The sequence below is a fragment of the Gilliamella sp. Nev6-6 genome (genome assembly GCF_001690605.1).
Lineage (GTDB): Bacteria > Pseudomonadota > Gammaproteobacteria > Enterobacterales > Orbaceae > Gilliamella > Gilliamella apicola_C.
Genome location: NZ_LZHP01000018.1, coordinates 40,622 through 65,748, shown reverse-complemented (window position 1 = coordinate 65,748; position 25,127 = coordinate 40,622). Strand labels below are relative to the sequence as shown.

Annotated in this window: 22 protein-coding genes and 1 pseudogene; 8 read left to right on the top strand and 15 right to left on the bottom strand. The window is 35.5% G+C overall.

The features are described from left to right. The first annotated feature begins 49 nt into the window (after positions 1-49). Both A9G42_RS02870 and glnB read left to right on the top strand, forming a co-directional pair. Positions 50-1,654 (top strand): NAD+ synthase, encoded by a 1,605-nt coding sequence (locus A9G42_RS02870; RefSeq protein WP_065652590.1) that lies wholly within the window; start codon positions 50-52, stop codon positions 1,652-1,654. 23 nt (positions 1,655-1,677) lie between these two features. Next, positions 1,678-2,016, top strand: a complete 339-nt coding sequence (gene glnB, locus A9G42_RS02865; RefSeq protein WP_065583287.1) for a nitrogen regulatory protein P-II — start codon at positions 1,678-1,680, stop codon at positions 2,014-2,016. A gap of 6 nt (positions 2,017-2,022) precedes the next feature. On the opposite strand, the gene A9G42_RS02860 is transcribed toward glnB, so the two are convergent. Beyond that, positions 2,023-2,646 carry a hypothetical protein gene (locus A9G42_RS02860; protein WP_065588578.1) on the bottom strand — a complete coding sequence of 208 codons (624 nt, stop codon included), beginning with the start codon at positions 2,644-2,646 and terminating at the stop codon, positions 2,023-2,025. 317 nt (positions 2,647-2,963) lie between these two features. Between A9G42_RS02860 and A9G42_RS02855 the strand changes: the two genes are divergently transcribed. Together A9G42_RS02855 and A9G42_RS02845 are read left to right on the top strand one after the other, a co-directional pair. Next, positions 2,964-3,590, top strand: coding sequence for a TfoX/Sxy family DNA transformation protein (locus A9G42_RS02855; RefSeq protein WP_065567133.1), 627 nt, complete (start codon positions 2,964-2,966; stop codon positions 3,588-3,590). A gap of 520 nt (positions 3,591-4,110) precedes the next feature. Beyond that, positions 4,111-4,650, top strand: a pseudogene (locus A9G42_RS02845) (ketose-bisphosphate aldolase); the annotation flags it as partial. A gap of 209 nt (positions 4,651-4,859) precedes the next feature. On the opposite strand, the gene agp reads toward A9G42_RS02845, so the two are convergent. The 11 genes from agp to A9G42_RS02790 form a co-directional block, all read right to left on the bottom strand. Then, positions 4,860-6,125: a bifunctional glucose-1-phosphatase/inositol phosphatase gene (agp, locus tag A9G42_RS02840; RefSeq protein WP_082211785.1), complete on the bottom strand. Its 1,266-nt coding sequence runs from the start codon at positions 6,123-6,125 to the stop codon at positions 4,860-4,862. A gap of 104 nt (positions 6,126-6,229) precedes the next feature. Then, positions 6,230-7,396 (bottom strand): N-acetylglucosamine-6-phosphate deacetylase, encoded by a 1,167-nt coding sequence (nagA, locus tag A9G42_RS02835; RefSeq protein WP_065652589.1) that lies wholly within the window; start codon positions 7,394-7,396, stop codon positions 6,230-6,232. Continuing rightward, positions 7,386-7,823 carry a PTS galactosamine/N-acetylgalactosamine transporter subunit IIA gene (agaF, locus tag A9G42_RS02830; protein WP_065652588.1) on the bottom strand — a complete coding sequence of 146 codons (438 nt, stop codon included), beginning with the start codon at positions 7,821-7,823 and terminating at the stop codon, positions 7,386-7,388. Before agaF ends, nagA begins: the two co-directional genes overlap by 11 nt. A 10-nt stretch (positions 7,824-7,833) precedes the next feature. Then, positions 7,834-8,727, bottom strand: coding sequence for a PTS system mannose/fructose/sorbose family transporter subunit IID (locus A9G42_RS02825; protein WP_065652587.1), 894 nt, complete (start codon positions 8,725-8,727; stop codon positions 7,834-7,836). Further along, positions 8,717-9,502, bottom strand: a complete 786-nt coding sequence (gene agaW / locus A9G42_RS02820; RefSeq protein WP_065652586.1) for a PTS N-acetylgalactosamine transporter subunit IIC — start codon at positions 9,500-9,502, stop codon at positions 8,717-8,719. The genes A9G42_RS02825 and agaW overlap by 11 nt, the downstream gene beginning before the upstream one ends. 13 nt (positions 9,503-9,515) lie before the next feature. Next, on the bottom strand, positions 9,516-10,004 hold the full coding sequence (gene agaV / locus A9G42_RS02815; RefSeq protein WP_065652585.1) for a PTS N-acetylgalactosamine transporter subunit IIB: 489 nt from the start codon (positions 10,002-10,004) through the stop codon (positions 9,516-9,518). 46 nt (positions 10,005-10,050) lie between these two features. After that, positions 10,051-11,217, bottom strand: a complete 1,167-nt coding sequence (locus tag A9G42_RS02810) for an SIS domain-containing protein (protein ID WP_065652584.1) — start codon at positions 11,215-11,217, stop codon at positions 10,051-10,053. Positions 11,218-11,265: 48 nt separating this feature from the next. Further along, positions 11,266-12,048 carry a transcriptional repressor AgaR gene (agaR, locus tag A9G42_RS02805; protein WP_065652583.1) on the bottom strand — a complete coding sequence of 261 codons (783 nt, stop codon included), beginning with the start codon at positions 12,046-12,048 and terminating at the stop codon, positions 11,266-11,268. Positions 12,049-12,706: 658 nt separating this feature from the next. After that, positions 12,707-13,864: an ABC transporter permease gene (locus A9G42_RS02800; RefSeq protein ID WP_218837745.1), complete on the bottom strand. Its 1,158-nt coding sequence runs from the start codon at positions 13,862-13,864 to the stop codon at positions 12,707-12,709. Further along, complete coding sequence (locus tag A9G42_RS02795; protein ID WP_065652582.1) at positions 13,861-15,000, bottom strand: HlyD family secretion protein; 1,140 nt, start codon at positions 14,998-15,000, stop codon at positions 13,861-13,863. Before A9G42_RS02795 ends, A9G42_RS02800 begins: the two co-directional genes overlap by 4 nt. Positions 15,001-15,058: 58 nt before the next feature. Beyond that, positions 15,059-15,556 carry a MarR family winged helix-turn-helix transcriptional regulator gene (locus tag A9G42_RS02790; RefSeq protein WP_065652581.1) on the bottom strand — a complete coding sequence of 166 codons (498 nt, stop codon included), beginning with the start codon at positions 15,554-15,556 and terminating at the stop codon, positions 15,059-15,061. 283 nt (positions 15,557-15,839) lie between these two features. Between A9G42_RS02790 and nirB the strand changes: the two genes are divergently transcribed. The 4 genes from nirB (at position 15,840) to cysG (ending at position 21,093) form a co-directional block, all read left to right on the top strand. Continuing rightward, positions 15,840-18,368: a nitrite reductase large subunit NirB gene (gene nirB, locus A9G42_RS02785; RefSeq protein ID WP_065652580.1), complete on the top strand. Its 2,529-nt coding sequence runs from the start codon at positions 15,840-15,842 to the stop codon at positions 18,366-18,368. Next, complete coding sequence (nirD, locus tag A9G42_RS02780) at positions 18,365-18,697, top strand: nitrite reductase small subunit NirD (protein WP_065568425.1); 333 nt, start codon at positions 18,365-18,367, stop codon at positions 18,695-18,697. The genes nirB and nirD overlap by 4 nt, the downstream gene beginning before the upstream one ends. A gap of 24 nt (positions 18,698-18,721) precedes the next feature. Further along, entirely contained in the window at positions 18,722-19,489 is a 768-nt protein-coding gene (gene nirC, locus A9G42_RS02775) for a nitrite transporter NirC (protein ID WP_065652579.1), read from the top strand. 230 nt (positions 19,490-19,719) lie between these two features. Then, positions 19,720-21,093 carry a siroheme synthase CysG gene (cysG, locus tag A9G42_RS02770; protein WP_065652578.1) on the top strand — a complete coding sequence of 458 codons (1,374 nt, stop codon included), beginning with the start codon at positions 19,720-19,722 and terminating at the stop codon, positions 21,091-21,093. A 179-nt stretch (positions 21,094-21,272) separates the two neighbouring features. Here cysG and A9G42_RS02765 read toward each other — a convergent pair whose 3' ends face one another. From A9G42_RS02765 to narX, 3 genes are all read right to left on the bottom strand, one after another. Continuing rightward, positions 21,273-22,295, bottom strand: a complete 1,023-nt coding sequence (locus A9G42_RS02765) for a DUF4272 domain-containing protein (protein WP_065652577.1) — start codon at positions 22,293-22,295, stop codon at positions 21,273-21,275. A 261-nt stretch (positions 22,296-22,556) separates the two neighbouring features. Continuing rightward, entirely contained in the window at positions 22,557-23,210 is a 654-nt protein-coding gene (narL, locus tag A9G42_RS02760; RefSeq protein WP_065568421.1) for a two-component system response regulator NarL, read from the bottom strand. A 3-nt stretch (positions 23,211-23,213) separates the two neighbouring features. Beyond that, a complete protein-coding gene (gene narX / locus A9G42_RS02755; protein ID WP_179854589.1) occupies positions 23,214-25,034 on the bottom strand; it encodes a nitrate/nitrite two-component system sensor histidine kinase NarX in 1,821 nt (606 codons plus the stop codon). Positions 25,035-25,127 lie beyond the last annotated feature (93 nt).

Below are 25,127 nucleotides of genomic sequence, written 5' to 3'. Positions count from 1 at the left end.
GAATCATTTAAACTTATCAACAATTTTGATTTGTGGTATTTAATTTTGTATGTCTTTATCTATTGTTTTAGCGCAAAAAAATTGGCGTGTGGGTGATATAGAGGGAAACACCCAACAGATTATTGAATTAATAAATAGCCATTCATCTGATGATTTGATCATCTTTTCAGAACTTGCTCTCTGTGGCTATCCACCCGAAGATTTAATGTTTCGTTCTGATTTTAAAGATCGCTGCCGAAAAGCATTATCACTAATTCAACAAGCGAGCACACAGTGTGCGGTTGTTGTTGGCCATCCTCATTGGCAAGATCAACATGTTTATAACGCCCTTTCGTTTTTTTACGAGGGAAAATTGTTAGTCCGTTATCACAAACAACGACTACCTAATTATGATGTGTTTGATGAAAAGCGTTACTTTACCGCTGATAATAAAACGTGTGTCGTTGATTTTAAAGGACAAAAAATTGGGTTATTAATCTGTGAAGATCTTTGGCAAAATGAGCCTGTTGATTATATTCAACAGGCTCAAGCTGACTTTGTGGTTGCAATTAATGCTTCTCCTTATGATTTTGAAAAACAAAAACACCGACATGATTTAGTTAAAACGCATGCAAAACGAACAAGATTGCCAATTATTTATGTCAACCAAGTAGGAGGGCAAGATGAGTTGGTTTTTGACGGTGGATCTTTTGTTTGTAATGAACTTGGTCAAATTGTTTGTCAACTCAAATCGTTTGAAGAACAAGTTGTTCCTTTTACATTTGGTGTCAGTGCTGAAACTATAATTTATGAAAATCAAAATAATCAATTAGCATCAGTTTATGATGCATTGGTACTTGCCACTCGTGATTATATTACCAAAAATGGCTTTCAAGGCGCCGTATTAGGGCTGTCAGGCGGTATCGATTCTGCTTTAACGCTTGCTATTGCGGTTGACGCTTTAGGTAAAGATAAGGTTCAAGCTGTGATGATGCCATTTCATTATACTGCCGATATAAGTATTGCCGATGCCAAAGAAGAAGCTGAAATATTAGGCGTTGAGTTTGATATTGTTTCAATTGAACCGATGTTTGATGCATTTATGTCATCGTTAAGCCCAATGTTTTTAGGCTCACCACAAGATACCACGGAAGAAAACCTGCAAGCACGTTGTCGCGGAGTTATCTTAATGGCGCTATCCAATAAACGGCGCAGGTTAGTGCTTACAACTGGCAATAAAAGCGAAATGTCGGTAGGCTATGCAACACTTTATGGCGATATGGCTGGCGGTTTTGATGTGCTTAAAGATGTGCCGAAAATGATGGTGTTTGCATTATCAAAATATCGCAACACCCGCTCTTATGTTATTCCAGAAAGAGTAATTACTCGCCCTCCATCAGCAGAATTAGCGCCTGATCAGAAAGACGAAGATAGTTTGCCTCCTTATGATATTTTAGATGGCATTTTGAAAGGGTATGTTGAGCACGATCTTTCCATTGAACAACTTATTGAGCAAGGTTATGATGAAACAACAATAAGGCGAGTGATTAAATTGGTTGATATTAATGAGTATAAACGTCGTCAATCAGCCATTGGCCCGAAAATTACAGCTCGTAATTTTGGTAAAGGGCGACGCTATCCAATCACTTGTGCTTTTGGGTTTAAAAATTGGTAATCTCGAATTAAGGGAAAATAGATATGAAAAAGATTGAAGCTATTATTAAACCATTCAAATTAGATGATATTCGTGAGGCTCTAGCAGATCAAGGCATTACCGGTATGACAGTTACTGAGGTTAAAGGTTTTGGTCGTCAAAAAGGGCATACTGAACTTTATCGTGGTGCGGAATATATGGTTGATTTTTTGCCAAAAGTAAAAATAGAACTTATTGTGCCAGATGATATTTTAGAGATGTGCATTGAAACTATTATGAAAACAGCGCAAACAGGCAAAATCGGAGATGGCAAAATTTTTATTTATAATGTTGAGCAAGTCATTCGGATTCGAACTGGTGAAATGGATGAATCAGCCATTTAGTTTTAATTATTGAATATCAGGTCGCTCTTGTTTAAGTAATTCAGAAGTTACAATACCTTGAATAGAACAAATAAGAAGCGTCATATTCGGTGCTTTTTCAAGCAATAATAACTTTTCGGTTGTATCTGGTGCTGGAATAGTTTTCACACCAACGACGGTGCCAGTGTTTTTATGCCAGACTTGGATGTCATCATTAATACTACGAATCATTGGGTTTCCAATATAGAGAACATCTTCTTCCATCTTTTTCCAATCTATAAAATTTAATGTCTCTTTGATTTGGCTAATCTCATTATTGATGATAAATCCCCAGAAATAATATTTTCCTATTTTTCCAAGATCCATAGCACTATCGTAATAGCCTGTGATTATTAAATTTTTATAAGTCATGGGTGTTTTGAAATAAACAAAGTTTTTAGCTATATCAGAGCGATTTTCGACGGGAATATAAGCTTGATTTTGCTTAAAAAGTGTAATGTCCGTATATTTTTCTAATTCATCTTTGCTAGCATAAATCTGTTGAAAAAAATCAGGAGTGCAGGGGGTGAATGAATCAATTAATGGTAATTTATCGGCAAGGGCGACAAAAGAGTGAAACATAAAAAATAAAGCAATGATGTTTTTTATCATGTTGATTCGATTTGACAAAAATTGAATACCATTCAGTTAACTGGCTTTGATTGTATAATTATTACAACAGAATAACAATGTTAAAGCGATTTTTCTTTTTTTAAGAATTGTTATTTCTTAATTACTTTTAACAAAAATTAACTTAATTTTATAAAAATATAATTTATCAAGTAATAAAGCATTTAATATTTATATATGGAATACAGATCGCATAATTATGAATTTATTTAGAAATCATTTGAATATAAAGTAGCTATAAATTAGATTAATTAGTAAGTCATTTCAGTTACTTGATAAAGTTTGGATGGGAATTAATTATGTGCTCAACATTTGCTAATCGAATTTTAACAGAACTTTCTGACGTTGAAGATATTTCGCTCAAAACATTTTTTGGCGGATTTAGTGTTAATAGTAAAAATATCATGTTTGGTTGGATTACTCGAAAAGAATTTTATTTAAGGGGGCATTCCAATTACCGCTCATTTTTTATCGATTTAGGTATGCAACCGTTGAGCATAACAACAGGAATGTCAATAAAATTACTTGATTATTATAAAGTTAGTGATGAGTTATTTAAAGATCAAGATAAATTGTTAGCTATGGTAAAAATGGTGATCACCTATACTAAAAAAGAACAATATGAAAAAAATGAAATTAAGGCAAAAAGAATAAAAGAGTTACCAAACATGACTTTGTCATTGGAAAGATTATTGTGTAGTGTAGGAATTACAGATGTTGAGACACTGAAAAAAGTAGGGTATTTAGATGCTTATTTTAAGATAAAACAAAAAAAAGCCTCCATCTCAATTAATATATTATTTGCCTTGTATAGTTCATTACATCGATTTCATGTGGCTACTTTATCTCAAGAAGCCAAAAAAGAAATTGAGCTTGAATATCAATGTTTTTTAAAGCAGATAAATGAAAACCTATGTAAAGAATGATTTTGAGTTTCTATGTTAATCAAAGTTTATAGAATGGTAGTACCACTATATATAGCTATATATAACTACCTCCTAAAATAGGGTAACTATCGCCTATTTTAGTACAGCCACAAAAATAGAAAATTCTCTATGATAAAAATAAAAGAGGATTTAACCATAAAAAAATGGCTGAACAATCAAATCGTATCCATTTTGAAATAAGCAGAAGTCAGCGTTTCTGTTAAAGAATTTTGCTATAAATCAGGCATAGGCCATTCAACTTTTTATCAATTGCGGAAAAAATACAGGGAATGGAAACTTCAGACATCAAACGTTTAAAGGAGCTTGAGGCTGAAAACCGTAAGCTTAAACAAATTGTTGCTGAGCTGATATTAAAATCTCCGCTTTAGGAGGAAACCATAAAAAAGCGCTATATCTTGCTCAAACATGTAAAACTTGGGCATAGCAACTATAAAAAAATCATTTTGTTACTATCACAATTTCCTATGTGAGTTGTGTGTACTAACTTTGGGCTATTTACACTCATTATCCATTTGAAGAAAATATTGATATTGTTAGCAAAATGGTTGCTTTTAGCCACAAATACAATGCGAGTGTTGAAGCAGAATTGGGTCGATTAGGCGGGCAAGAAGACGATCTTATTGTTGATGCTAAAGACAGTGCTTTTACTGATCCCGATGCGGCCAAAGAGTATGTTGAGAGAACAAAGATTGATTCTTTAGCGGTCGCCATTGGTTCTGCTCATGGCTTATATAAAGGTGAACCCAAACTGGATTTTGAACGTTTAGCAAAAATTCGTGATAAAGTCGATATTCCACTGGTTTTACATGGCGCTTCTGGCATACCTGAGCAGACGGTGAAACAGTCAATTTCATTAGGAATTTGTAAAGTTAATGTAGCAACAGAGTTAAAAATTGCTTTTTCAGATGCTTTAAAACAAGATTTTAAACAACATCCTGATGCCAACGATCCAAGGCATTACATGCAACCAGCAAAAACCGCGATGAAAAAAATTGTCGCAGATAAAATCCGCATTTGTGGTAGCGAAGGCAAATTATAATATGAAATCTAAAATAATTATTTTTTTATTTAGGTAGCCTTTTTATAAATTCATAACCAGTAGTTGATACTGCTGGTTAAAATTTATCAACCAATAATAATTTATAAAAAACTTAGAAAATAATATATAAATTTATAAAGGTAATATTATTATGTGTTGATTATATTCATAATAAGCAATAAAGACGTGCTTATTATGAATAGTACTAATTAATTAGTGATATTACTCATCACGTGTTTAAATGTTGAAAAAGAGCAGAACCCCATTGCATTCGTTGGGCAATTTGTCATAGTCAACGTGACTTTTTGTGGTGGATTATTACGATTTAATGGTGATAAATCACGAATTTGTTTAGTTGATTGATAAAAATACTCAATTTTCATCAATTTGTCACCACTGCGATTATCACGCCATTTTTGGAATACAATTTTACCGCCAATCGGCGTTGTTTCAAATTGGTTCGGTAAGTGATAAGGCTGGATTTGCATAGCTGAAAATAACGAAGCAACGTTTGAATCATGTCCGACTAAAAGAGTAAATTTGGTTGTTTCTTTATTATCATTATCAGAAAAAGCCGAATTAATATAATTAACTAAATTTGCCGCAACATGTTTCGCAATGACTGGAGAACCAAATAATACTGTATTATAATTTTCTTTAATTGTAACAAGTTGTTTAAATTGTTGTTCGTCTTTTATTTTACCCCAAGCAACTTTGTTTAACGGTGCTCCTTCATAATATTGTAAAATAAAGGCATCGGCAATTGATGTACCTACACGCAGTGGACCAGTGATACCTGGTTCTTTACCTTTTTCTATTATCAATTCTGTTGGTGAGGAAAAAAAATCACATTGTTTATCAGTAATGCAATTTTTTGATTTTTGGTAATCAATTATATTTGCCATATCTTGATATATGCTTTTTAGATTTTTGTTTAAACCAGTAATACCATTTATATCCGCGTTCTTATTAATTGAAGTAATAGCAGCTTGTTTAAATTCAATGCTATCATCTTTAATTACAGGAAAAAACAACGGATCCATTTTACCTAATTCTTCTTTATGTATGATTGGCAAAATACAGCCAGGAAATGCACCAACGGTAAAATATTGTCCTGTGGCAATAGTTCTTTGTAGGCTATTAGTATAAATATAGACATCTTTTTCGCTAGGACAGCTGTCAGCAGGTAACAGTTTATTATCAGTTAACCATTCACTAAAATAATGACCAAAATAGTTTTCTAATATGCCGCCACGGATTGTTAAATAACTGGCAGGGGTATCCCATTGTGGCCATTGATTGGGGGTGATTTTACCAAGAGTACTCGTTGGGCTGGCTAACGGAGCACGTAAACCATGGCGACTAAAAACAACCACTTGTTCTAAAGTGTAGTCATCATGATTATCTATTGCATACGTTGGAAATGATAAAATACATGCAAAACTTAACATTGCATTTAATATTGTTTTTTTCATATGTGTTCCTTTTACGTTACTTATTGCATTACTTATTACATCATTTAGTAAGTAATTTTTAAAAATTTATTTTATGCCATTTTACTTAATATGACACAAAATCATTATCTATCTGATAAATATTGTTCCTTGAATTTTTTTGATTTGTAAACGACATTTCCATTAACAATGGTAGCAATTAAATCATTCTCGTTATCAAGTAATACCAAGTTAGCGCGTTTATTTGGGGTAACACTGCCTAACTCGTGATCCATTCCTAATGCTTTGGCTGGGTAATAGCTACCATGTAACCAAGCCGATTCAAAACAAATATTAGTAAACTTAGCTAAGTTATATACAGCGCGGTCTAACGTTAAAACACTACCTGATAAACCACCAGCTTCGGTTTGCACTACATTATCATGCTTATGTACTAATAATTTTCCTAAATGGTAATCACCATTAGGCATTCCTGTTGCTCGCATTGCGTCAGTGATAAGCAATAGATTTTCACCACAACAATGGTGGGCGATAGCTACCGCGGCGGGATGAACATGATATCCATCTACGATTATTTCTGTTTGGCAATTATTCATGGACAAAGCCGCACCGACAACACCCGGTTGGCGATGATTTAATCCAGACATACCGTTATAACAATGAACTATACCACTAGCCCCTGCTAAGAGTGCCAATTTAGTTGTTTGATAGTCCGCATTAGTATGCCCAAGCATAACACGAACTTTTTGGGCGCATAGCCATTGAATTATTGATAGTGACTCAGGATATTCTGGCGCTAAAGCAATGCTTTTTAAGGTTCCTTCTGATAGTTTTAACCATTTTTTTATTAATGTAAGTTCGGGGTTGTGTAATAACTCCTCTGGATGAGCTCCTTTGTGGGTCGCTGTAAAAAAGGGACCTTCTAAATATGAGCCTAATAAGGTTGCGCCATCTACTCCTTGTTTTATACTGTTTTTAACTTGTATTAATGCGGCTTCAATTTTTTCATGGCTTTCAGTTACAGTTGTTGCTAAAAAGGCACCAACACCATGTTTAGCTAAAAAACAGCTCATTGTATTTAATGAGTTGTGCGTTGCATCCATGGTATCTGCGCCCATGACCCCATGGATATGGGTATCAATGAGCGCAGGCAATACTTTAATATCGGTTGAGCATGGCTTATCACTTACATCAATATCACTAATTTTATCACCTTCAATGCGGATGACCGCATTTTCTATCCAGCCTATTGAAGTTAATAGTTGTTTGGCATAAATTGTTTTAGATCCCATCGGCAAACTCCTTATTGATAGATGACTTTTTTTGCTGTTCATGCCATAGACTACTGATACTATTTTTAGCGTTTTTGATGGTTTCTAAACGCAAAGTTTGTATATCTAATACATCTCGTTGTAATAAAATTTCAAGTAAAAGTGGCATATTAATGCCACTAATTACTTCAATATGCTTAAATTGAAAACTTAGCATTGCAGAGACTTTAAACGGTGTACCTCCAACGATATCCGTCAAAAAAATAACACCGTCACCTTTATTACACTGTTCTAATAATGTGACTAATTGTTGTTCAAATGATCCACTACTCATACCATCAGGAAAATCAATCGCATCAAATTGTGCTTGTGCGCCCACAATTTGGGTTGCCGCTTGGTAAAGGCCAGTAGCAAAGCTACCGTGGCCTGTTAAAATTACTCCGACCATTATGTTTCCTCTATAAAAAGCCTACTAATTTGCCCAAAACGCCAATTACAACGGTTAAACCAATTAATTTAACTGGGGAAAAATTACGTCGCATCAAGAAATAAACAATGAGCGTAAATCCTAGTGGTAATAAGTTAGGCATTAATTTATCAAAAACATCAGCTTGTAAAGCGATGTGTGTTTGACCTATATGGATTTCTAGTGGCGTTGTTAAATGTACATACGAGGCAATTAGCGCGCCAATGACAGTCATTCCGACAATGGATGCCGCATGTGAAATCCGCTTTGTATGGGTTTTTAATAAAGGTAATGCGCTGGTACCTGCACGATAACCGTAATGAGCCAGTCCAAAACGTAAACCGAAGTGGGAAATATTAAATAACAATAAAAAGATAATAGGACCAAACAAACTGCCATCGAGAGCTAATGATGCGCCAATACCTGCACATATTGGTAATAAAGTTAACCAAAATAATGCATCACCAATGCCGCCTAATGGCCCCATTAAAGCAACCTTAACACTTCGGATCGTTGAAATATTTTCCTTTCCTCTTTCCATCGCTAACACTAAGCCGGATAAAAAGGTCGCATCAAAAGGGTGTAGGTTGATAAATTCCATATGCATGTGCATAGAGTTTTTCAAATCATCCTTGTTTTTATGAATCTTACATAAGGCTGGTAAAATAGTAAAAAGCCAACCGCCAGCTTGCATTCGTTCATAGTTGAATGAAGCCTGTAGTGCAAGTGATCGAAATGCCATACGATTAATATCACTTTTAGTTAAAGTGACATCTTGACTTTGGTCATAATAAGTATCGGCTGTTGTTTTACTGGTGGCTAATGCTTGTTCCATTCGTTGTTCAGCTTTTGCTGCCATTTTAGTCTCATCATCATTAAATCCCATCTTCCACCTCCATTGAATCCACTGAACTTGTTGGTTTATCTTTGTCGCTGTTATCTCGGTTATAATTAAAGAAATTGATCATCGCGATAGCTAATGCGCCCAATGCAATAGCTAAAATTGGGAGTTTAAGGTAAGTAACACCAAGAAAACCAAGAATAAAATAAGCAACATAAGTTTTCTTAATCATGATTTTCATTAACATGGCAAAGCCAATAGCAGGCATCATACCACCAGCAACACTAAGTCCATCAAGCAACCATTGAGGTGATTTTTTTACTAGCGCCGTTGCTGTATCCGCCCCCAAATAAATAGGTAAAAATGCAACAATAAAATAAAAACAAAATAAAATAACCATACCCAAATAGTTAATCCATTCAATACCTCTGAAATTGAGCTGATCAATAAAACGATCGCACTTATGCATCATAGGTGAATAGATCGTAAATAAAATAGTGATACAGCCTTGTACTGCGATGGCAAAAGGCACAGCAATACCAATAGCAATTTTAGGATCAGCGTGAGTTAAAATGGCAAATGTTGTGCCAATTATTCCTCCAATAACTACATTTGGTGGTTGAGCACCAGCTAAAGGCACCATTCCCATCCATACAAGTTCTAGTGAACCACCAACAAACAACCCTGTTTTTACATCACCTAAAATTAGTCCAACTAAAGGGCCAATTACCACCGGCCTGTGCAGGTGAGTGAGTCCATCAAATAGATCCACTCCGGCTATACCTGCCAGAATGCCAATCAATAATGCATCCATTAACATACCACATCCCTCATTAAGATAAATTGAGTAAATCTGTGATTTTTTCGCCGACTTCGTCAGGTACGCGACGCATTTCACAAGTGACACCTAATTGATTAAGTTCTTTAAACGCCGCAATATCACTGTCATCAACGGATACGGTTTTATGTATTTGCTTTTTACCTTCTGAAAAATGCATATTGCCTACATTGACAAATTTAATTGGTACACCACCTTTTACTAAAGTTAAAACATCTTGTGGTGTTTTACATACAATGAAAATTTTTTGGTGAGTAGCGGCTCTGCCAATAACATTAATGGTTTTTTCAAGGGTAAAATAACGAGTTTGAATTCCTTCAGAAATAACCATATCCATTAAATTTTGTTGTACAGGATCTTGTGCTGCATTGTCATTGGCGACTAATAATAAATTAGCTCCAAGCGCATTAACCCAAGTTACGCCAACTTGACCATGAACTAAACGATTATCAATACGTGTCATAAGAATATTGGGTGTACTCATATTCATTGCTCCTTTTTGAGTTTATTAATTTTGAATAACTATCTATTTAAACTTTATTAAAAGGGTAAATAGTCACACCTTTTACCACTCTATTGACTTCTCCTGTTGGACAAGGGTTATCTGGAGTTAATCCACAGCTTAATGATTTCTCAAAAGCAAGCATTTGGGCAAAAATAAGGTAAGGGAACATAAGCCAGCAATCATCAAGATCGCAGTCAACTGATAATATATTCTGGTTATTATATTCTTGACCACTTAGTGCTAATACATCGGAGGCAATATGATCATTAACAAGCTCATCAAATAGATCGGTGTCATATTTATGTATATACGCATTGTTAGAAAAAAAGCAAACAATTAAACTTTGCTTATCCACCATAAATTTAGGTCCGTGACGTAATCCTAATATTGAATCAAATCGACTGGCTATTTTACCTGCGGTGAGTTCTAAGATCTTTAATGCTGATTCTTGAGAGATACCAGTAAAACAACCGCTGCCAACGTAAACAACACGGCGATGTGATTTTGTGGCTAATTGCTTGGTAAGTGTTTGCCAACTTGTTAATTTTTCTTCACTAATATTTGCGATTTTGGTTACCGCATCATGGGCTTTTTTCTCATCAAAATTGCCGAAAATTAATAACGTTGCTAGCATCATACTGCTAATACTTGATGTCATGGCAAAACCTAAATCATTTGTACCTTTAGGCATAATTAATTCAAAAATACGGCTTTTATTATTGGCTTTAGAGGCATACTCGGTTAACGTGCTATTTGGGTTGCAGGTCAAAAATAGATGATAACAATCTGGAACTAATTGATCGGCAAGTTTAACCGCCGCAACGCTTTCAGGACTATTCCCTGAACGAGCGAACGATACCAACAAGTTTTTTTTATTTGTACGAAAATATTGTAACGGTGTTGCCACAATTTCAGTTGTGCCATAGGCAAAAACATTGCGATGAATACGTTCTCGAAGCCAAGGAGCAAGAGCCACACCACCAAAAGCCGATGATCCTGCTCCTGTCAAAATGATATCTAAATCAGGATCATTAAGTAATGGTTGTAGAAATTGTTGTAATTCAGCTTGTTTTTGCGTAACTAATTTAAGCACTTCACGCCAAATCTGTGGTTGTTGATAAATTTCTTTAGCCGTATGTTGTGCATTACGTTGTTCTAACCAGTCTAATGAATAATTTAAATATTTTTGCATAATATATTCCCTTTTTATTAAATAATTGTATTGTTAAGACAATAATCTTTATGAATGAGCAATAATGACGTTAATACCTAATTCATCTAATTGATTTAAATAATCTTGTTTTATATTTGAATCAGTGATTAACGTATTAATAAGATTAATTTTTTCTATCATACAGAAACTTTTACGACCAAATTTTGTAGAATCGGTGATAGCAATAGTCTGCTCAGATACTTGGCACATTATTCGATTAATTGAAGCTTCGCCAAAATTGGGAGTGGTGATCCCTGCGTTTAGATCAAAACCATCTACACCTAAAAAGAGCTTATCAAAGTGATACATCTTCAATTGTTGTTCAACGGTTGACCCTGAAATGGAATACGCTTTTTTTCTAATATTTCCGCCAGCAACAATGACCTCAATTTCAGTATTCTTTGATAATTCATAAGCTATGTTAATGGCATTTGTAAATACAATAAGATTTTTCTTTTGGAGTAAATATGGAACCATGGCCGCGGTAGTCGATCCTGAATCAAGAATAATATGATCGCCGTTATTGACCAGCTTAGTGGCTTTTTGGGCAATTTTATTTTTTATGTCTGAATTGATACGACTTTTATCAAGTAGTGGTTTATCAAGCACAAAAGCTTTATTGATCATTGCCCCACCATATGAACGAAACGCGCATCCTTTTTTTTCTAAGTATCGCAAATCATTACGGATGGTGACGGTTGAAACTTTGAACAGTTTACTCAAATTATTTACTAATACGGTATTTTCTTTCTCAAGCAAATGTATGATCTTTTCTCTGCGTTGTAATGTATTGATTATTTCTTGGCTCATGATAGACCATTCTTTTTATTACGCTATTTTATAAAATTTAATCATAAGGAAGAGAATGAAAATGTTAGGTGGGTCACAAAAATAATTTAATAAAAAAAAGTAAAAAAACCTTTTTATTTGAAGCGAAACGAAAGGATATTAGAATGTAATTAGTAATATGAAAATAATAATAATGCTGTTAATTATGCAATTATATTAAAAATAATCATTAGCAAGAGAAGATCTTTAACAAAATTGTCCATAATCAAATTTCGTTTAGCGATGTGATTATGATCACAAATTTTACAATTGATTATTAAATTAATCTGTATTGCTTGCTTTTTATTCACGAACTTAATTCTGATAGTATAGAAACCAATCATATTATTCGATATTATTGGTAATAAATTTTGAAATAACTATTTGGATAATAAGGAAAATATCAAGTTTACAACAAGTGATATTGAGGATGAAAATAATCCTCAACCTTACGATAATTTACCACTTTATCCAGATGATTTTATTCGCCGAATCTTTAACAAATTTTTAGGATAAATAAACGGGTATTTGTAAGAAACCAGTTTAAATATAAAATGTAAATTTAGTAATAAGTGTAAAGATAACAGGTATATGTAAACCATTTTTAGTGGTAGAACATACCTGCATATTCTATACAAAATTACTCTTGAGCTGTTTTTTTCATTCTCTCAACAAACATCATCACAACAAAAGCAATAACCGTTAAATAGATGATAAAGATCCCATAGGTTGAAAGCATATCAATAAACGAGCGCCCACGCATAGCGCAGTCACGGAAAAATCGGAATAACCAAACTAACGGAAAGGCATGACTGGCATAATAGGCCCAAATAGGCATAATCCCGACCGCCATGGTTGAGCCGCCCATGATGAATCCCGGTGGCACTAAAAATATCATCCGGCTTGCTCCTTCACCAGGATGGCTGGTGTTCCAAGAAAGTAAAAATCCTAACCAACCAAACGCAAGTCCTGTCATAAATACGCTAGGTACGAATGCAAAATAGTTACCATCAAAGCGCAGTTGTCCAAAAATGACCAATATTGTGGTAATTAACGTTAGCGCGGTGGTGTAAAATAGGGCATAAGGCACGGTTCGCGCCAATAATGGTAAAAATCCACGCTCGATAACGGTATTCCACATTCCTGTGCTTTTTAAGCGGCCGATAATCATTAACGATGTTAGTCCATAAGTCAGCGACGAGAAGAAGTAGACAAAATAGATAATCGTCGATATTGTTGATGAGCTCGCCGGGTTAAACATGTAGCGTGTTTTTAATTGCATTGGTGATAAAGTAGCTTCGGTTGCTTCTCTTCCTTGCCCTAATGCAGCAACTTTACCAACGCTTAATTCTACCCCTAGCTCAGGAATGATTTCGTTAAGACTTTGCATGACTTTAGCGTTTTGTGCATCATTCGTATCATCAACAAAGTAACCTAATTTAACCGTTTGATCACCTTTCTTTAATGACTTTTCCAGCCCTTTAGGGATATATAGCACCCCTAAATTACGATCGTGTGAAACTAAGGTAATTGGATTTATTGGTGAGTGAATGACCTCAGATATTTCAATAAAAGGCGAGGTATTCACTTTGCTGATTAGTTCAGTGGAATAATTCGAACTATCTAAATCAATAACCGCAATTTTTCCTTCAAAAACAGAGCCATGGCTCAATACAATTGAAAAGATAAGCGACACGATAGCGGCTAAGCCCAAACACACTTTATAATAAGGGATGAAGTGGCCTGATAGCATCGCATCAAGCTCTTCAAGCATAGATTTAATGATGTTTTGCATCATTGATTAACCTCAAGTGTCATTCCAGTTAATAATTTAGGAATGGATTCTATATAAATTCTGACTTGGTAAGATGTTAAATCGGCTTGGCCGCGTTCGCGAGTCATGCGTAAATCAGCAAACGAAGGCGCCGCGGTTGCAAAACGTACGGTGCCTTTTACTGTTTTGTCGAGTGCAATAACATTCGCTTTTACCTGAGTACCTGGCTGATAATCATTAACCATTTTTTCGTTAACATAAATATCAACATATTTGCGATCAGTTTCTAACAATACCGCAGGCGCACCAGCCGGCACCATTTCACCATCTTCAAACATCAGCTTTAGTACTTTGCCATCCTCTGGTGCAACCAATGTAAGGCGGTTGTAATTGACTTTGAGCTGTTTTAAATCGGTTTCAGCTTGTGCTAATTGAGCTCGGATCTGAGCAAGTTGATTTTGACGATTTTGCAATTTTTGTTTAGCAATTGTGATTGATTGCAATGTCATACCGGTCGCATTTCGGGTTTGTTCAAATTGCGTCATTTGTTCAGGGGTTGCGCCAATCATTAATGTTGACAATTGACTTTCAATCTGGACAACTTGCATTTTTGTGTTGATGTAGGCATTGCGTGCTGCGTCGAGTTGCGATTGTGAAGATCCACCGGCTTTTCTTAATTGAGTATGGCGTTGAAATTCAGTATTAGCCAAATCTCGAGCTGATTTTGCTGCCTCTAAGCCTGCTTTGACTTCTTCTATTTTGCGCCATGTTGATAGTTCATTAAGATTGATTTCGTTTTCAGTGATTTCGATTGCTGCTTGTTCTTGATTGACCGCAGCGGTTTGGCTATCGACCAATGCTTGTAAGCGATCAATAGATAGTTGGGTATCAATATCTTCAAGTTGCATTAAAGGATCGCCTTTTTTTACGAATTGTGATTCTTGAACAAATCGTTTTATGACCTTTCCACCAACATTTTGAAATGCAATATTGATTTCATCAGCAGTTAATACCCCTGATTTGATACTTTTTGCCACAGTGACAGCATCGTTTCTGGAACCAAGACAAATTAGTATTGAGCCAAAAAGAAGTAGCAATAAAAAGATAACAGGGATTTTAATGTTTTTAGGTAAGTTATTGAAGTTTAATTTATTTTTCATTTATTTAGTCAGCTAAGTATATGGTTAAAATATTACGATTATTAATAAATACTAGCAATTATTTCCGCAATAATTTGCGCAACATTGCAATTAAAGATTCTTGCTCTTGTGGATTTAAGACTTGAGCAAAAGCGCGAATCGATTTTAAGTGATCAGGTAGTGCTTTTTGAATAAGATTCACTCCCGTCGTGGTGAGCGTGATGAGTCGGGAGCGGCCATCTTGTCCACTTTTCGTCATTGATATTAAAGGATCTTGGGTAGCTAACATTCGTTTTACCATTACCGAAACGGTTGCCGGTGTAACGCCGACTCTTAATGCGAGCTCGCTAGCACAAGTTTCCCCTTCACTATACAAGGACATTAACAACGCAAATTTTCCTTCAGATACATCATAATCTTTTGCCAGTTGCGCATAAATATTTGAACGAATTAAATCGGCGGTAGTGATTAAACTAAGGACAAGATCGACACCAGAAACCTCAATGATTTCATCAGTAAATCTTTGCGCTTTTGCTAAAGTTTCGCGTGAAGGAAGTTTTCTTGAATTGTAATTCAATTATCATTACTCAATTTATTTAGTCGGCTAATTATATAAAGTTAATTATAATTGGCAACTTTTTTAACGGTTTTTTATGGGTTGGTTATGGCAGTTGAGTCGATATTGTTTTATAACTAATTGTCATTGTTGCTTATTTTCAAATAAACTTTTTTTAAAATAGCCTTATCTTTACCACTAAAGTAGTAATCCTTGAGGGTAGTTATATTCTGTACAAAGTTTCATACAATGTGAACAAAATAAAAATTAAATGATTAAATTAAAATAAATTTGGAGTTGTTGTATGAGTAAAACCAACCTCGTTATCATTGGTAATGGGATGGTTGGGCATCGTTTTGTTGAAGAGTTAATTGATAAAATGTCGCCTAATCAATTTAATATTACTATTTTTTGTGAGGAGCCTCGCCTTGCTTATGATCGTGTTCATCTTTCCTCTTATTTTTCCGGTCATACTGCCGAAGCACTTTCTTTAGTTCGTGAGGGGCTATATGAAGAAAATGGCATTAACATATTACTTAATGAACGCGCTATTTTAATCAATCGTCAGCGTAAAGAAGTTCATTCACAGACGGGGCGAATTGTTAGCTATGATAAATTGATCATTGCAACAGGATCTTATGCATGGGTTCCACCGATTAAAGGCGCTAATGGTTTAAATTGTTTTGTTTACCGAACCATTGAAGACCTTGATGCTATTGCTGAATGTGCTAGTCACTGTAAAACGGGGGCTGTTGTTGGTGGTGGCTTATTGGGGCTTGAAGCAGCTGGTGCATTAAAAAACTTGGGAATACAAACACATGTTGTTGAATTCGCACCAGTATTAATGGCAGAGCAACTTGATGTAATGGGAGGCGAGCAGTTACGCCGAAAAATTGAAAGTATGGGCGTTAGCGTTCACACTAGCAAAAATACCCAAGAAATTATTCACACACCATCGGGTAAAATTATGCAATTTGCTGATGGCACATCACTTGAAATTGATTTTATTGTTTTCTCAACAGGTATTCGCCCGAATGATCAGCTTGCCAAAGCATGTCAGCTTGAAATTGGCCAACGTGGTGGAATTGTGGTTAATGACTATTGCCAAACTTCTGATCCTGATATTTACGCTATTGGTGAATGTGCTTGTTGGCAAGGCAGAGTATTTGGTTTAGTTGCACCAGGATATAAAATGGCGCAGGTTGCCTTGGCGCATTTAATGGGTGAGCAAACCCCATTTGAAGGCGCAGATATGAGTGCTAAATTAAAATTAATGGGGGTAGATGTTGGCAGTATTGGTGATGCTAAAGCGAAAACAATCGGTAGCCGTAGCTATGTTTATTTAGATGAAACTGTTCCTGTTTATAAAAAATTAGTTGTCTCTCAAGATAATAACAAGTTATTGGGCGCAGTGCTTGTTGGTGATACTTCAGACTATAGTAATTTATTACAATTAATGCTTAATGATATGGATCTGCCCGAGCACCCAGATACTTTGATATTGCCTGCTCATGCAGGAGCAAAACCTACGATGGGCGTTGAAGCGCTTCCTGATTCTGCTCAAATTTGTTCTTGTTTTGATGTAACGAAAGAAAAAATTGTTAATGCAATTAATGCGGGTTGCCATACCGTTGCAGCAATAAAAGCCGAAACGAAAGCGGGCACTGGGTGTGGGGGGTGTATTCCCTTAGTGACCCAAATCCTTAATATGGAATTAGCTAAACAAGGGATCGAGGTTAGTCACGCATTATGTGAGCACTTTAAATATTCTCGTCAGGAGTTATACCATTTGATTCGTGTTGAGGGTTTAACGTCATTTGATCAAGTGATTAAAAAACATGGTCATGGCTATGGTTGTGAGGTTTGTAAACCCACCGTTGGATCGTTATTAGCATCAAGTTGGAATGATTATATTCTTAAAGATGATTTGATCCCTTTGCAAGATAGTAATGATATTTTCTTGGGAAATATTCAAAAAAATGGTACTTATTCGGTGATTCCGCGTAGCGCGGGTGGTGAAATTACGCCAGAAGGGTTAATTGCTGTTGGTCAAATAGCTAAAAAATATCACCTCTATTCTAAAATTACTGGTTCACAACGTATTGGCTTATTTGGTGCGCAAAAAGATGATCTTCCAGCTATTTGGAAGGAGCTTATTGATGCCGGTTTTGAAAGTGGTTATGCGTATGCTAAAGCATTAAGAATGGCAAAAACTTGTGTTGGTAGCACATGGTGCCGATATGGTGTGGGTGATAGTGTGGGTTTTGGGGTTGAGTTAGAAAACCGCTATAAAGGTATTCGGGCACCGCATAAATTTAAGTTAGGTGTATCAGGTTGTACGCGTGAATGTGCCGAAGCCCAAGGTAAAGATATTGGTGTGATTGCCACAGAGAAAGGGTGGAATCTTTACGTTTGTGGTAATGGTGGTATGAAGCCTCGTCATGCTGATTTACTTGCGGCTGATCTAGATAAAAATACGCTAATTCAATACATTGACCGTTTTCTTATGTTCTATATTCGTACCGCTGATAAGTTACAACGTACATCCGTCTGGCTTGAAAATCTAGACGGGGGTATTGATTATTTGCGTAGTGTCATTGTTGACGATAAGTTAGGTATTAATGCTGAACTAGAAAGCGAAATGGCGCGCTTACGTAAATTAATGGTGTGTGAGTGGAAAAAGACGGTTGAGAATCCTGAAAATCAAGTTCGATTTTCTCACTTTATTAATAGTAATCAGCGTGATGAAAATGTGCAAATTGTAGCGGAGCGCGATCAGCATCGACCTGCTACAGCAGAAGAACGTAAAATAATGTTAGGGGAAATAGTATGAGTCAATGGATAACGGTTTGTAAGCTTGATGATATTTTGCCAGGCACTGGAGTTTGTGCGCTTGTTGGTCATGATCACGTTGCTATTTTTCGGCCATATAATAATGCCGATCTTTATGCGATTAGTAATATCGATCCTTTTGCTAAGGCCAGTGTGTTATCGCGAGGCATTATTGGACAGCATGAAAATGAGCTATATGTTGCCAGCCCACTAAAAAAACAGCGTTTTCGTTTAAAAGACGGTTATTGTTTGGATGATGAACAATATTCTATCGCCTATTATCAAGTGAATGTTAATGATGATGGTACTGTGCAGGTTAAATCAAATTAAATATCTTTTTAAGAGGGTAAAAATATGTATACAGAGACAATCAATAAATGTGCTGCTAATGCAGCGCGTATTGTTCGCTTGGCAAAAAACAATCCATTGGGATTTTGGGTAAGTTCAGCCATGGCGGGCGCTTATGTAGGTTTTGGTATTATTTTAATTTTTACTTTGGGTAATCTGGTTGAACCTTCAATAAGACCTTTAGTTATGGGGGCGACATTTGGGATCGCATTAACGTTAGTGGTAATTGCTGGATCAGAATTATTTACTGGGCATACCATGCTTTTAACGCTTGGGGTGAAATGCAAACAAATTACACACACGCAGATGTGGTTAGTATTGCCACAAACATGGCTGGGGAATTTAATCGGTTCAATTTTTGTTGCGGCACTGTATTTTTATGCTGCAACGCCTTTATTATCTACCGATACTAGCCTTGTGCATACCGCAGCTTTAGCAAAAACATCGGCTGCGGCTTGCCCATTATTTTTTAGAGGTGTGTTATGTAACTGGCTAGTTTGTTTAGCAATTTGGATGGCTAATCGTGTTGAAGGGTCTGCAAAATTTATTGCAATTTGGTGGTGCTTGTTAGCATTTATCGCTTGTGGTTATGAGCACTCAATCGCCAATATGACGCTTTTTTCGCTTTCTTGGTTTGGTAACCATAGTGATGCTTACACGCTAACTGGAATTGGTCATAATCTATTATGGGTATCATTAGGAAATATTGTTTCTGGTGCGTTATTTATGGGGCTCGGATACTGGTATTCAACGCCTAGAGCTGAGCGACCTTAATTACTGCTGAATAAAAATTTGGTTATTCAACTCATTAGCTTAAATCGGAGGGGCGATATAGCGAATTTCCCCTCTTTCAATAAAGAATATTTAATTAGCATTGCGTTTGGCGTTGATTGTTACAAGTCATACAAAATAGCAAGGTAATTAAACACAGAATAATGCATAGAGTGCTATTGTTAGATTGATTATCAGTAAATTGTTAAAAAGATGTTTTATTTTGAGGTGTTATGGATTATTTCCCCTTATTTTGTAAGTTAGAAAACCGTGATTGTTTGTTAGTCGGTGGTGGTGAAGTTGCTGAACGTAAAGCGCGACTATTACTTGAAGCGGGCGCACGTCTTACGGTTAATTCTCAATCGTTTAATGAGCAATTTATGTGTTGGCATGAACAACAGCAACTTACCCTAGTTCAAGGGGAATTTAATGCACAATTACTTGATAATAAGTGGCTGGTTATTGCTGCCACAGATTGCCAAGATATTAACCAAAAAGTGAGCCTTGAGGCTGAAAAACGGTGTGTTTTTTGTAATGTGGTTGATTCTCCTAAGGAGGCTAGTTTTATTATGCCTTCAATTATCGATCGCTCGCCTATTATGGTAGCCGTGTCTTCAGAGGGGCATGCTCCTGTTTTGGCTAGATTATTGCGTGAGAAATTAGAATCTATTTTGCCCGAACATTTAGGAAAACTGGCTAAATATTCAGGTTATTTGCGCAATAAAGTTAAAAAAACCTATCAAACAATCACTGAGCGCCGTCGTTTTTGGGAAAGGTTGTTTTCTCATGACAGGTTGGCTCAAGCAATTGCAAATAATGATTCTGAGCGTGTTGAAAAGCTCACTAATGAGTTATTTGATGCCTCGCTTGATTCTCGAGGTGAGGTTGTGTTAGTCGGAGCGGGTCCTGGTGATGCTGGGTTATTGACTTTAAAAGGATTACAACAGATCCAGCAGGCAGATATTATTGTCTATGATAGGTTAGTTTCAGGTGAAATTATGAATCTTGCACGCCGAGATGCTAAACGTATTTTTGTTGGTAAACGAGCTGGGTTTCATTGTGTACCTCAAGAACAAATCAATCAAATTCTTTTAGAACAAGCTAAAAAAGGTAAACGTGTCGTGCGTTTAAAAGGTGGCGATCCGTTTATTTTTGGTCGAGGTGGTGAAGAGTTAGAAACATTATTTGACGCTGATATTCCTTTTTCGGTTGTACCAGGCATTACGGCAGCGTCGGGGTGTTCTGCTTATAGTGGCATTCCATTAACGCATCGAAGTTACGCGCATAGTGTACGGTTAATTACAGGGCATTTGAAAGATGGTAGCCACCTTGATTGGCAAAGTTTAGCAGCCGAAAAACAAACACTTGTTTTTTATATGGGATTGTCTCAAGCTGCAAACATCGAAAAACAGTTAATTAAGCAGGGTATGGATGCTAATACGCCGGTTGCCATTGTTGAAGAAGGTACAACAACGAAGCAAAAAGTTATATCGGGTTTGTTATGTCATTTAACGCAACTATCATTACAAGCTTGCAGTCCGAGTTTAATTATTATTGGCCCTGTTGTTGCATTACGTGAAAAACTGAGTTGGTTTTCTGAACATTAATGAAAATAGATAGATCAGTTTTAGTTGTGCGCAATGCTACGACTGTATTTTTTCACCACTTATAAAAGGTTCAGTTATTCACTTTAAAAAATGGCTAATGAGATGAATCATTAGCCAATGAATAAAGTATCTACTAATTTAATACAGGCATGGTGCCTGCTAAATAATAAAACAAAATATCAGGTCGGTGTATCGATATCATCCCAATCCGCATTTTCAAAGCAAGTTAACCAATTTAATGCATAATGGCGCTCTTGAATAACGTCACTTATCATCGAGGCGGGTGGTTGCTTATCTTTCATTTGACAATCTGTGGTTATCCAATGTAAGCGGTAATGTAAATCTAAAGCATCTAACAATTCACTAACTGGTCTTAAGGTTACAGTAGAGCTATCTTGCTCACAGTGTTGCATTCCTTCGTCAACTAACGATGAAACATTACAGATGGTATCAGCAAAAGGAAGCTCAGATTGCCACTTGATTGCCCATTGTAAAGGTAATAATGCTTCGTATTTCCAAGACATATCTATTACATCTTGCTCTGTTGGTTGCTCGCTATAGATAAAGTCACGTTCATTATTTGATAAAGCCGCAAACCCCGTTGGGCAACGTTCTTTAAATTCCATCGGATTAATCGGATCATTTTCTCGAAAACTTTCGGCTTGAATACCTGTTAACATTATCGCTAAAGCACGTGTAGCGACTTCTTCAGGTGTTCTAAGTATGACTTCTGATTCAGCAATAACCGGTGGTAAATGTGTCGGTGTATGTAATCCTAATTTAGCTAAATACTGTTCCGTTTTTGCTTTGCGCTTTAATGCTTCTGGTGGGTAAGGCATAACTGCATCTAAATCAATATCACCATCAGGAGCTTGTAAGACATCGCCATCAGGATTTCGAATCGTTCCATCTGGCATAAATATAATGGCATTTACCTGCCACCCCCAAGTGGTAAATTCATTGAAATTATCTTCTTCAATCTCAAAGGTCCATTGGTGTTTAACTCGCTGGATATGCCGATACAAAGCATAACGACGTGAATTCATCTGCCCATCGCCTGCCTGCATGACATAACCGATAAAACCATCAAGGTGTTTCATCAATTCAGGATCATCTAATCCACGATGACATAAACGTTCACAAGGGAAATCAATGGCTGGTGGGTGAGTGACTGTAGAATAAGCATTAATCAATATTGGCATTTCAAACATTCCTATTGTAGATTTTGTGTATATGGCTATAAATAGCAGCTATTTTTGTTTGCACAATTCTATTCTAAGTTATCATATGTTTCTAGTTTTCAATGCTTTGTTTGATTTTTGTGATGTTTGTTATTTTGTTAAATGAATAATGTTATTTACTAATTCGCCGAACAGGAAGTTTTTATGTTATAAATCGTTTTACCCTATTAAACAAAGATAACGCATAACGATTTATCTATTTTTATTTTTCAATGGATAAGATTATTCCTTACTTTGTAGATACCATACGGTCATTTCCATTCGTGATTTAAAATTAAGTTTTTTGAATATGCTTTTGATGTGTACTTTTACAGTACTTTCTACGATACCTAGCTCTTTTGCAATTAATTTATTCGGCAGGCCTTGAACTAATAAATTAAAAATTTCATTTTCTCTTGGTGTCAATAGGCTCACATCGTGAGTTTGATTAGTAAGCTGTTCTTCACCATGACGCATATAATTGAGGATAATATGTGAAATAGCATCATCCATAATTAACTTTCCAAGCGAGATTTCTTTGAGTGATTTTAGAAAATCTTCTGGTTCCATATCTTTTAATAAATACCCATCAGCACCTGTTTTTAGTGCCGTGATAATATCTTCTTTTGCGTCCGATACGGTGAACATAATAATGCGACTTGCGATGTTTTTCTCCCGTAAATAGCGCAATATTTCTAGCCCATTGACATCTTGCATATTGATATCGAGCAGAATAATATCAGGATCGAGCTCTTGGGCTAATTTAACCCCTTCGATACCTGAGCCAGCTTCTCCCACAATTTCAAAATGGTTTACTGTGTTTATTAATTGTTTCACGCCATTTCTTAACATTGGGTGATCATCAATAAGAAGAATTGAACTATTTATTTGTTCCATTTTTTACTCATCTATTTTTTTTAATGGAATGGTTTTGTTTGCTTTAAATGCTACCACAATTTGTGTTCCTACATGAGGTTTGCTCTTTATTGATAAATTGCCATTTAGTATTTCAACTCTATCACGCATAATAATTAGTCCATAACGATTATCCTGTTTAATATTGTTTTGTAAACCAATACCATTATCTTCAATACAAACAGAAACAATTTGATCATCATCCATTTTTAAATTGACAGCGACTTGTGTGGCTTTTGCATGTTTGTATATATTATTTAGCCCTTCTCGAATAATCTGTAATAAATGAAATGCATATTTACTATTAATAATATTAAGTGGTAATTGGTATTCAAATTGAATATTGAATTGTAATTTCTGGTTAAACTCTTCAATGAGTTCGATTAAACTTGCATAAAAGCCTGTGCGATTGAGACGTAAACGGAAAGAGGTAATGAGTTCTCTTAATTGTGAATAGGTAAGATTGATTTCTTTACGCATGGTTGCTAATAAATCAATACTGCTTTGCGATGTGAGATCTGATTGCATTTGTAAGCAACTAAGGTGTATTTTTAAACAAGAAAGTGATTGTGCTATCGAATCATGCAGTTCTCTTGCCATAGCAGAGCGTTCTTTCATTAATAAATATTGTTTTTGTTGCTCTATTTTTCTCTCTAGTTTCATTGCTGTAGTCATTTGCTCAATGAGCCCCATAATTAAGCTTTCTTGCTCATCGGTTAATATTAATTTCGTTGGTTGCAAAGCAAATAATATCCCATATTTTTCTCCGTTTTCTTGAAGATACCAATGGCGTTGGAGGTTTTTTTCGGAACCATGCTTGGACGAGATTAAACATGCATTGCATTTAGGATTTTGGCAATAAGGTAATTTTTGCTCGTTATCGTAACTGGCTTGTTGATAATACTCAGGATCATCAGATTCATAAAAGCGAATTTGAAAGTGAGTTAATGGCACTAACTCTTCTAATTGACGTAGGATTTTTAAAAAACGGGCACATAATGGCTCTGAAGTATGTAGTTGTTTTGTTGCTTGGTATTGAAATGAAACGATTTTATTGGTTTGTTGTAACTTGGCTGTTTTTTCAGCAACTTGTTGTCCTAGCAATAAATATTGTGATTCGATCTGCTCTGACATCCGATTAAAAGCCAGCCCTAATAGATCAAACTCATTTTTTGGGGTTCTAATATTAAAACGTTCTTTAAAATTGTGATTTGTAATAGCTTCCGCCATATCTAGTAGCTTTTGCCATGGTGCAAGCAGGTAATAACGCAAGTAATAAATTTGAACAATTAAAAAACAGACAATAATGGCAATAAATAATTGTTGTAATTGAGAAATATAATAAATTTTACTTTCGGTTTTTTGATCAATCTTATGCACCAAATGGTTGATACGAGTTACATAGTTTTCAATTTCAGTTTTTATCTCATTCAATTTTTTTGCTTGCTGTATTTTAGTGGCAATGTGAGTATTCCAATCAAGTTGTAATTGATTAAATTCATTCATTAAGTCATAACGTTTTAAAAGCATTAAATGCGGTTGTGATGAAGAAATATCACTAAATATGTTTAAACGGTCATAGTCTTTTTCGTTCAGTGGAATCATAGTAAGCAATTGGTAGTTTTTCATTCTCAGTAGCCCCAATTGATTTACCATATATGCGCCACCTTTGGCATCGTTAGCTACTTGAATTGAAAACGATAATGCGACTAAAGCAATCATCCCTAAAAAAAACAGTAATAGCGTTAAACGGTTAATAATTGATGCGGTGTGGCTAATTTTTCTTTTCGGTATATAAGCACTCATCATTATTTTATAATTTGTTTTGGGTAACTAGTAATTTATGATTATTGTAGCTTGAAAAAAGTGTATCGCTGATCTTTTTTGTCACTTTTTGCG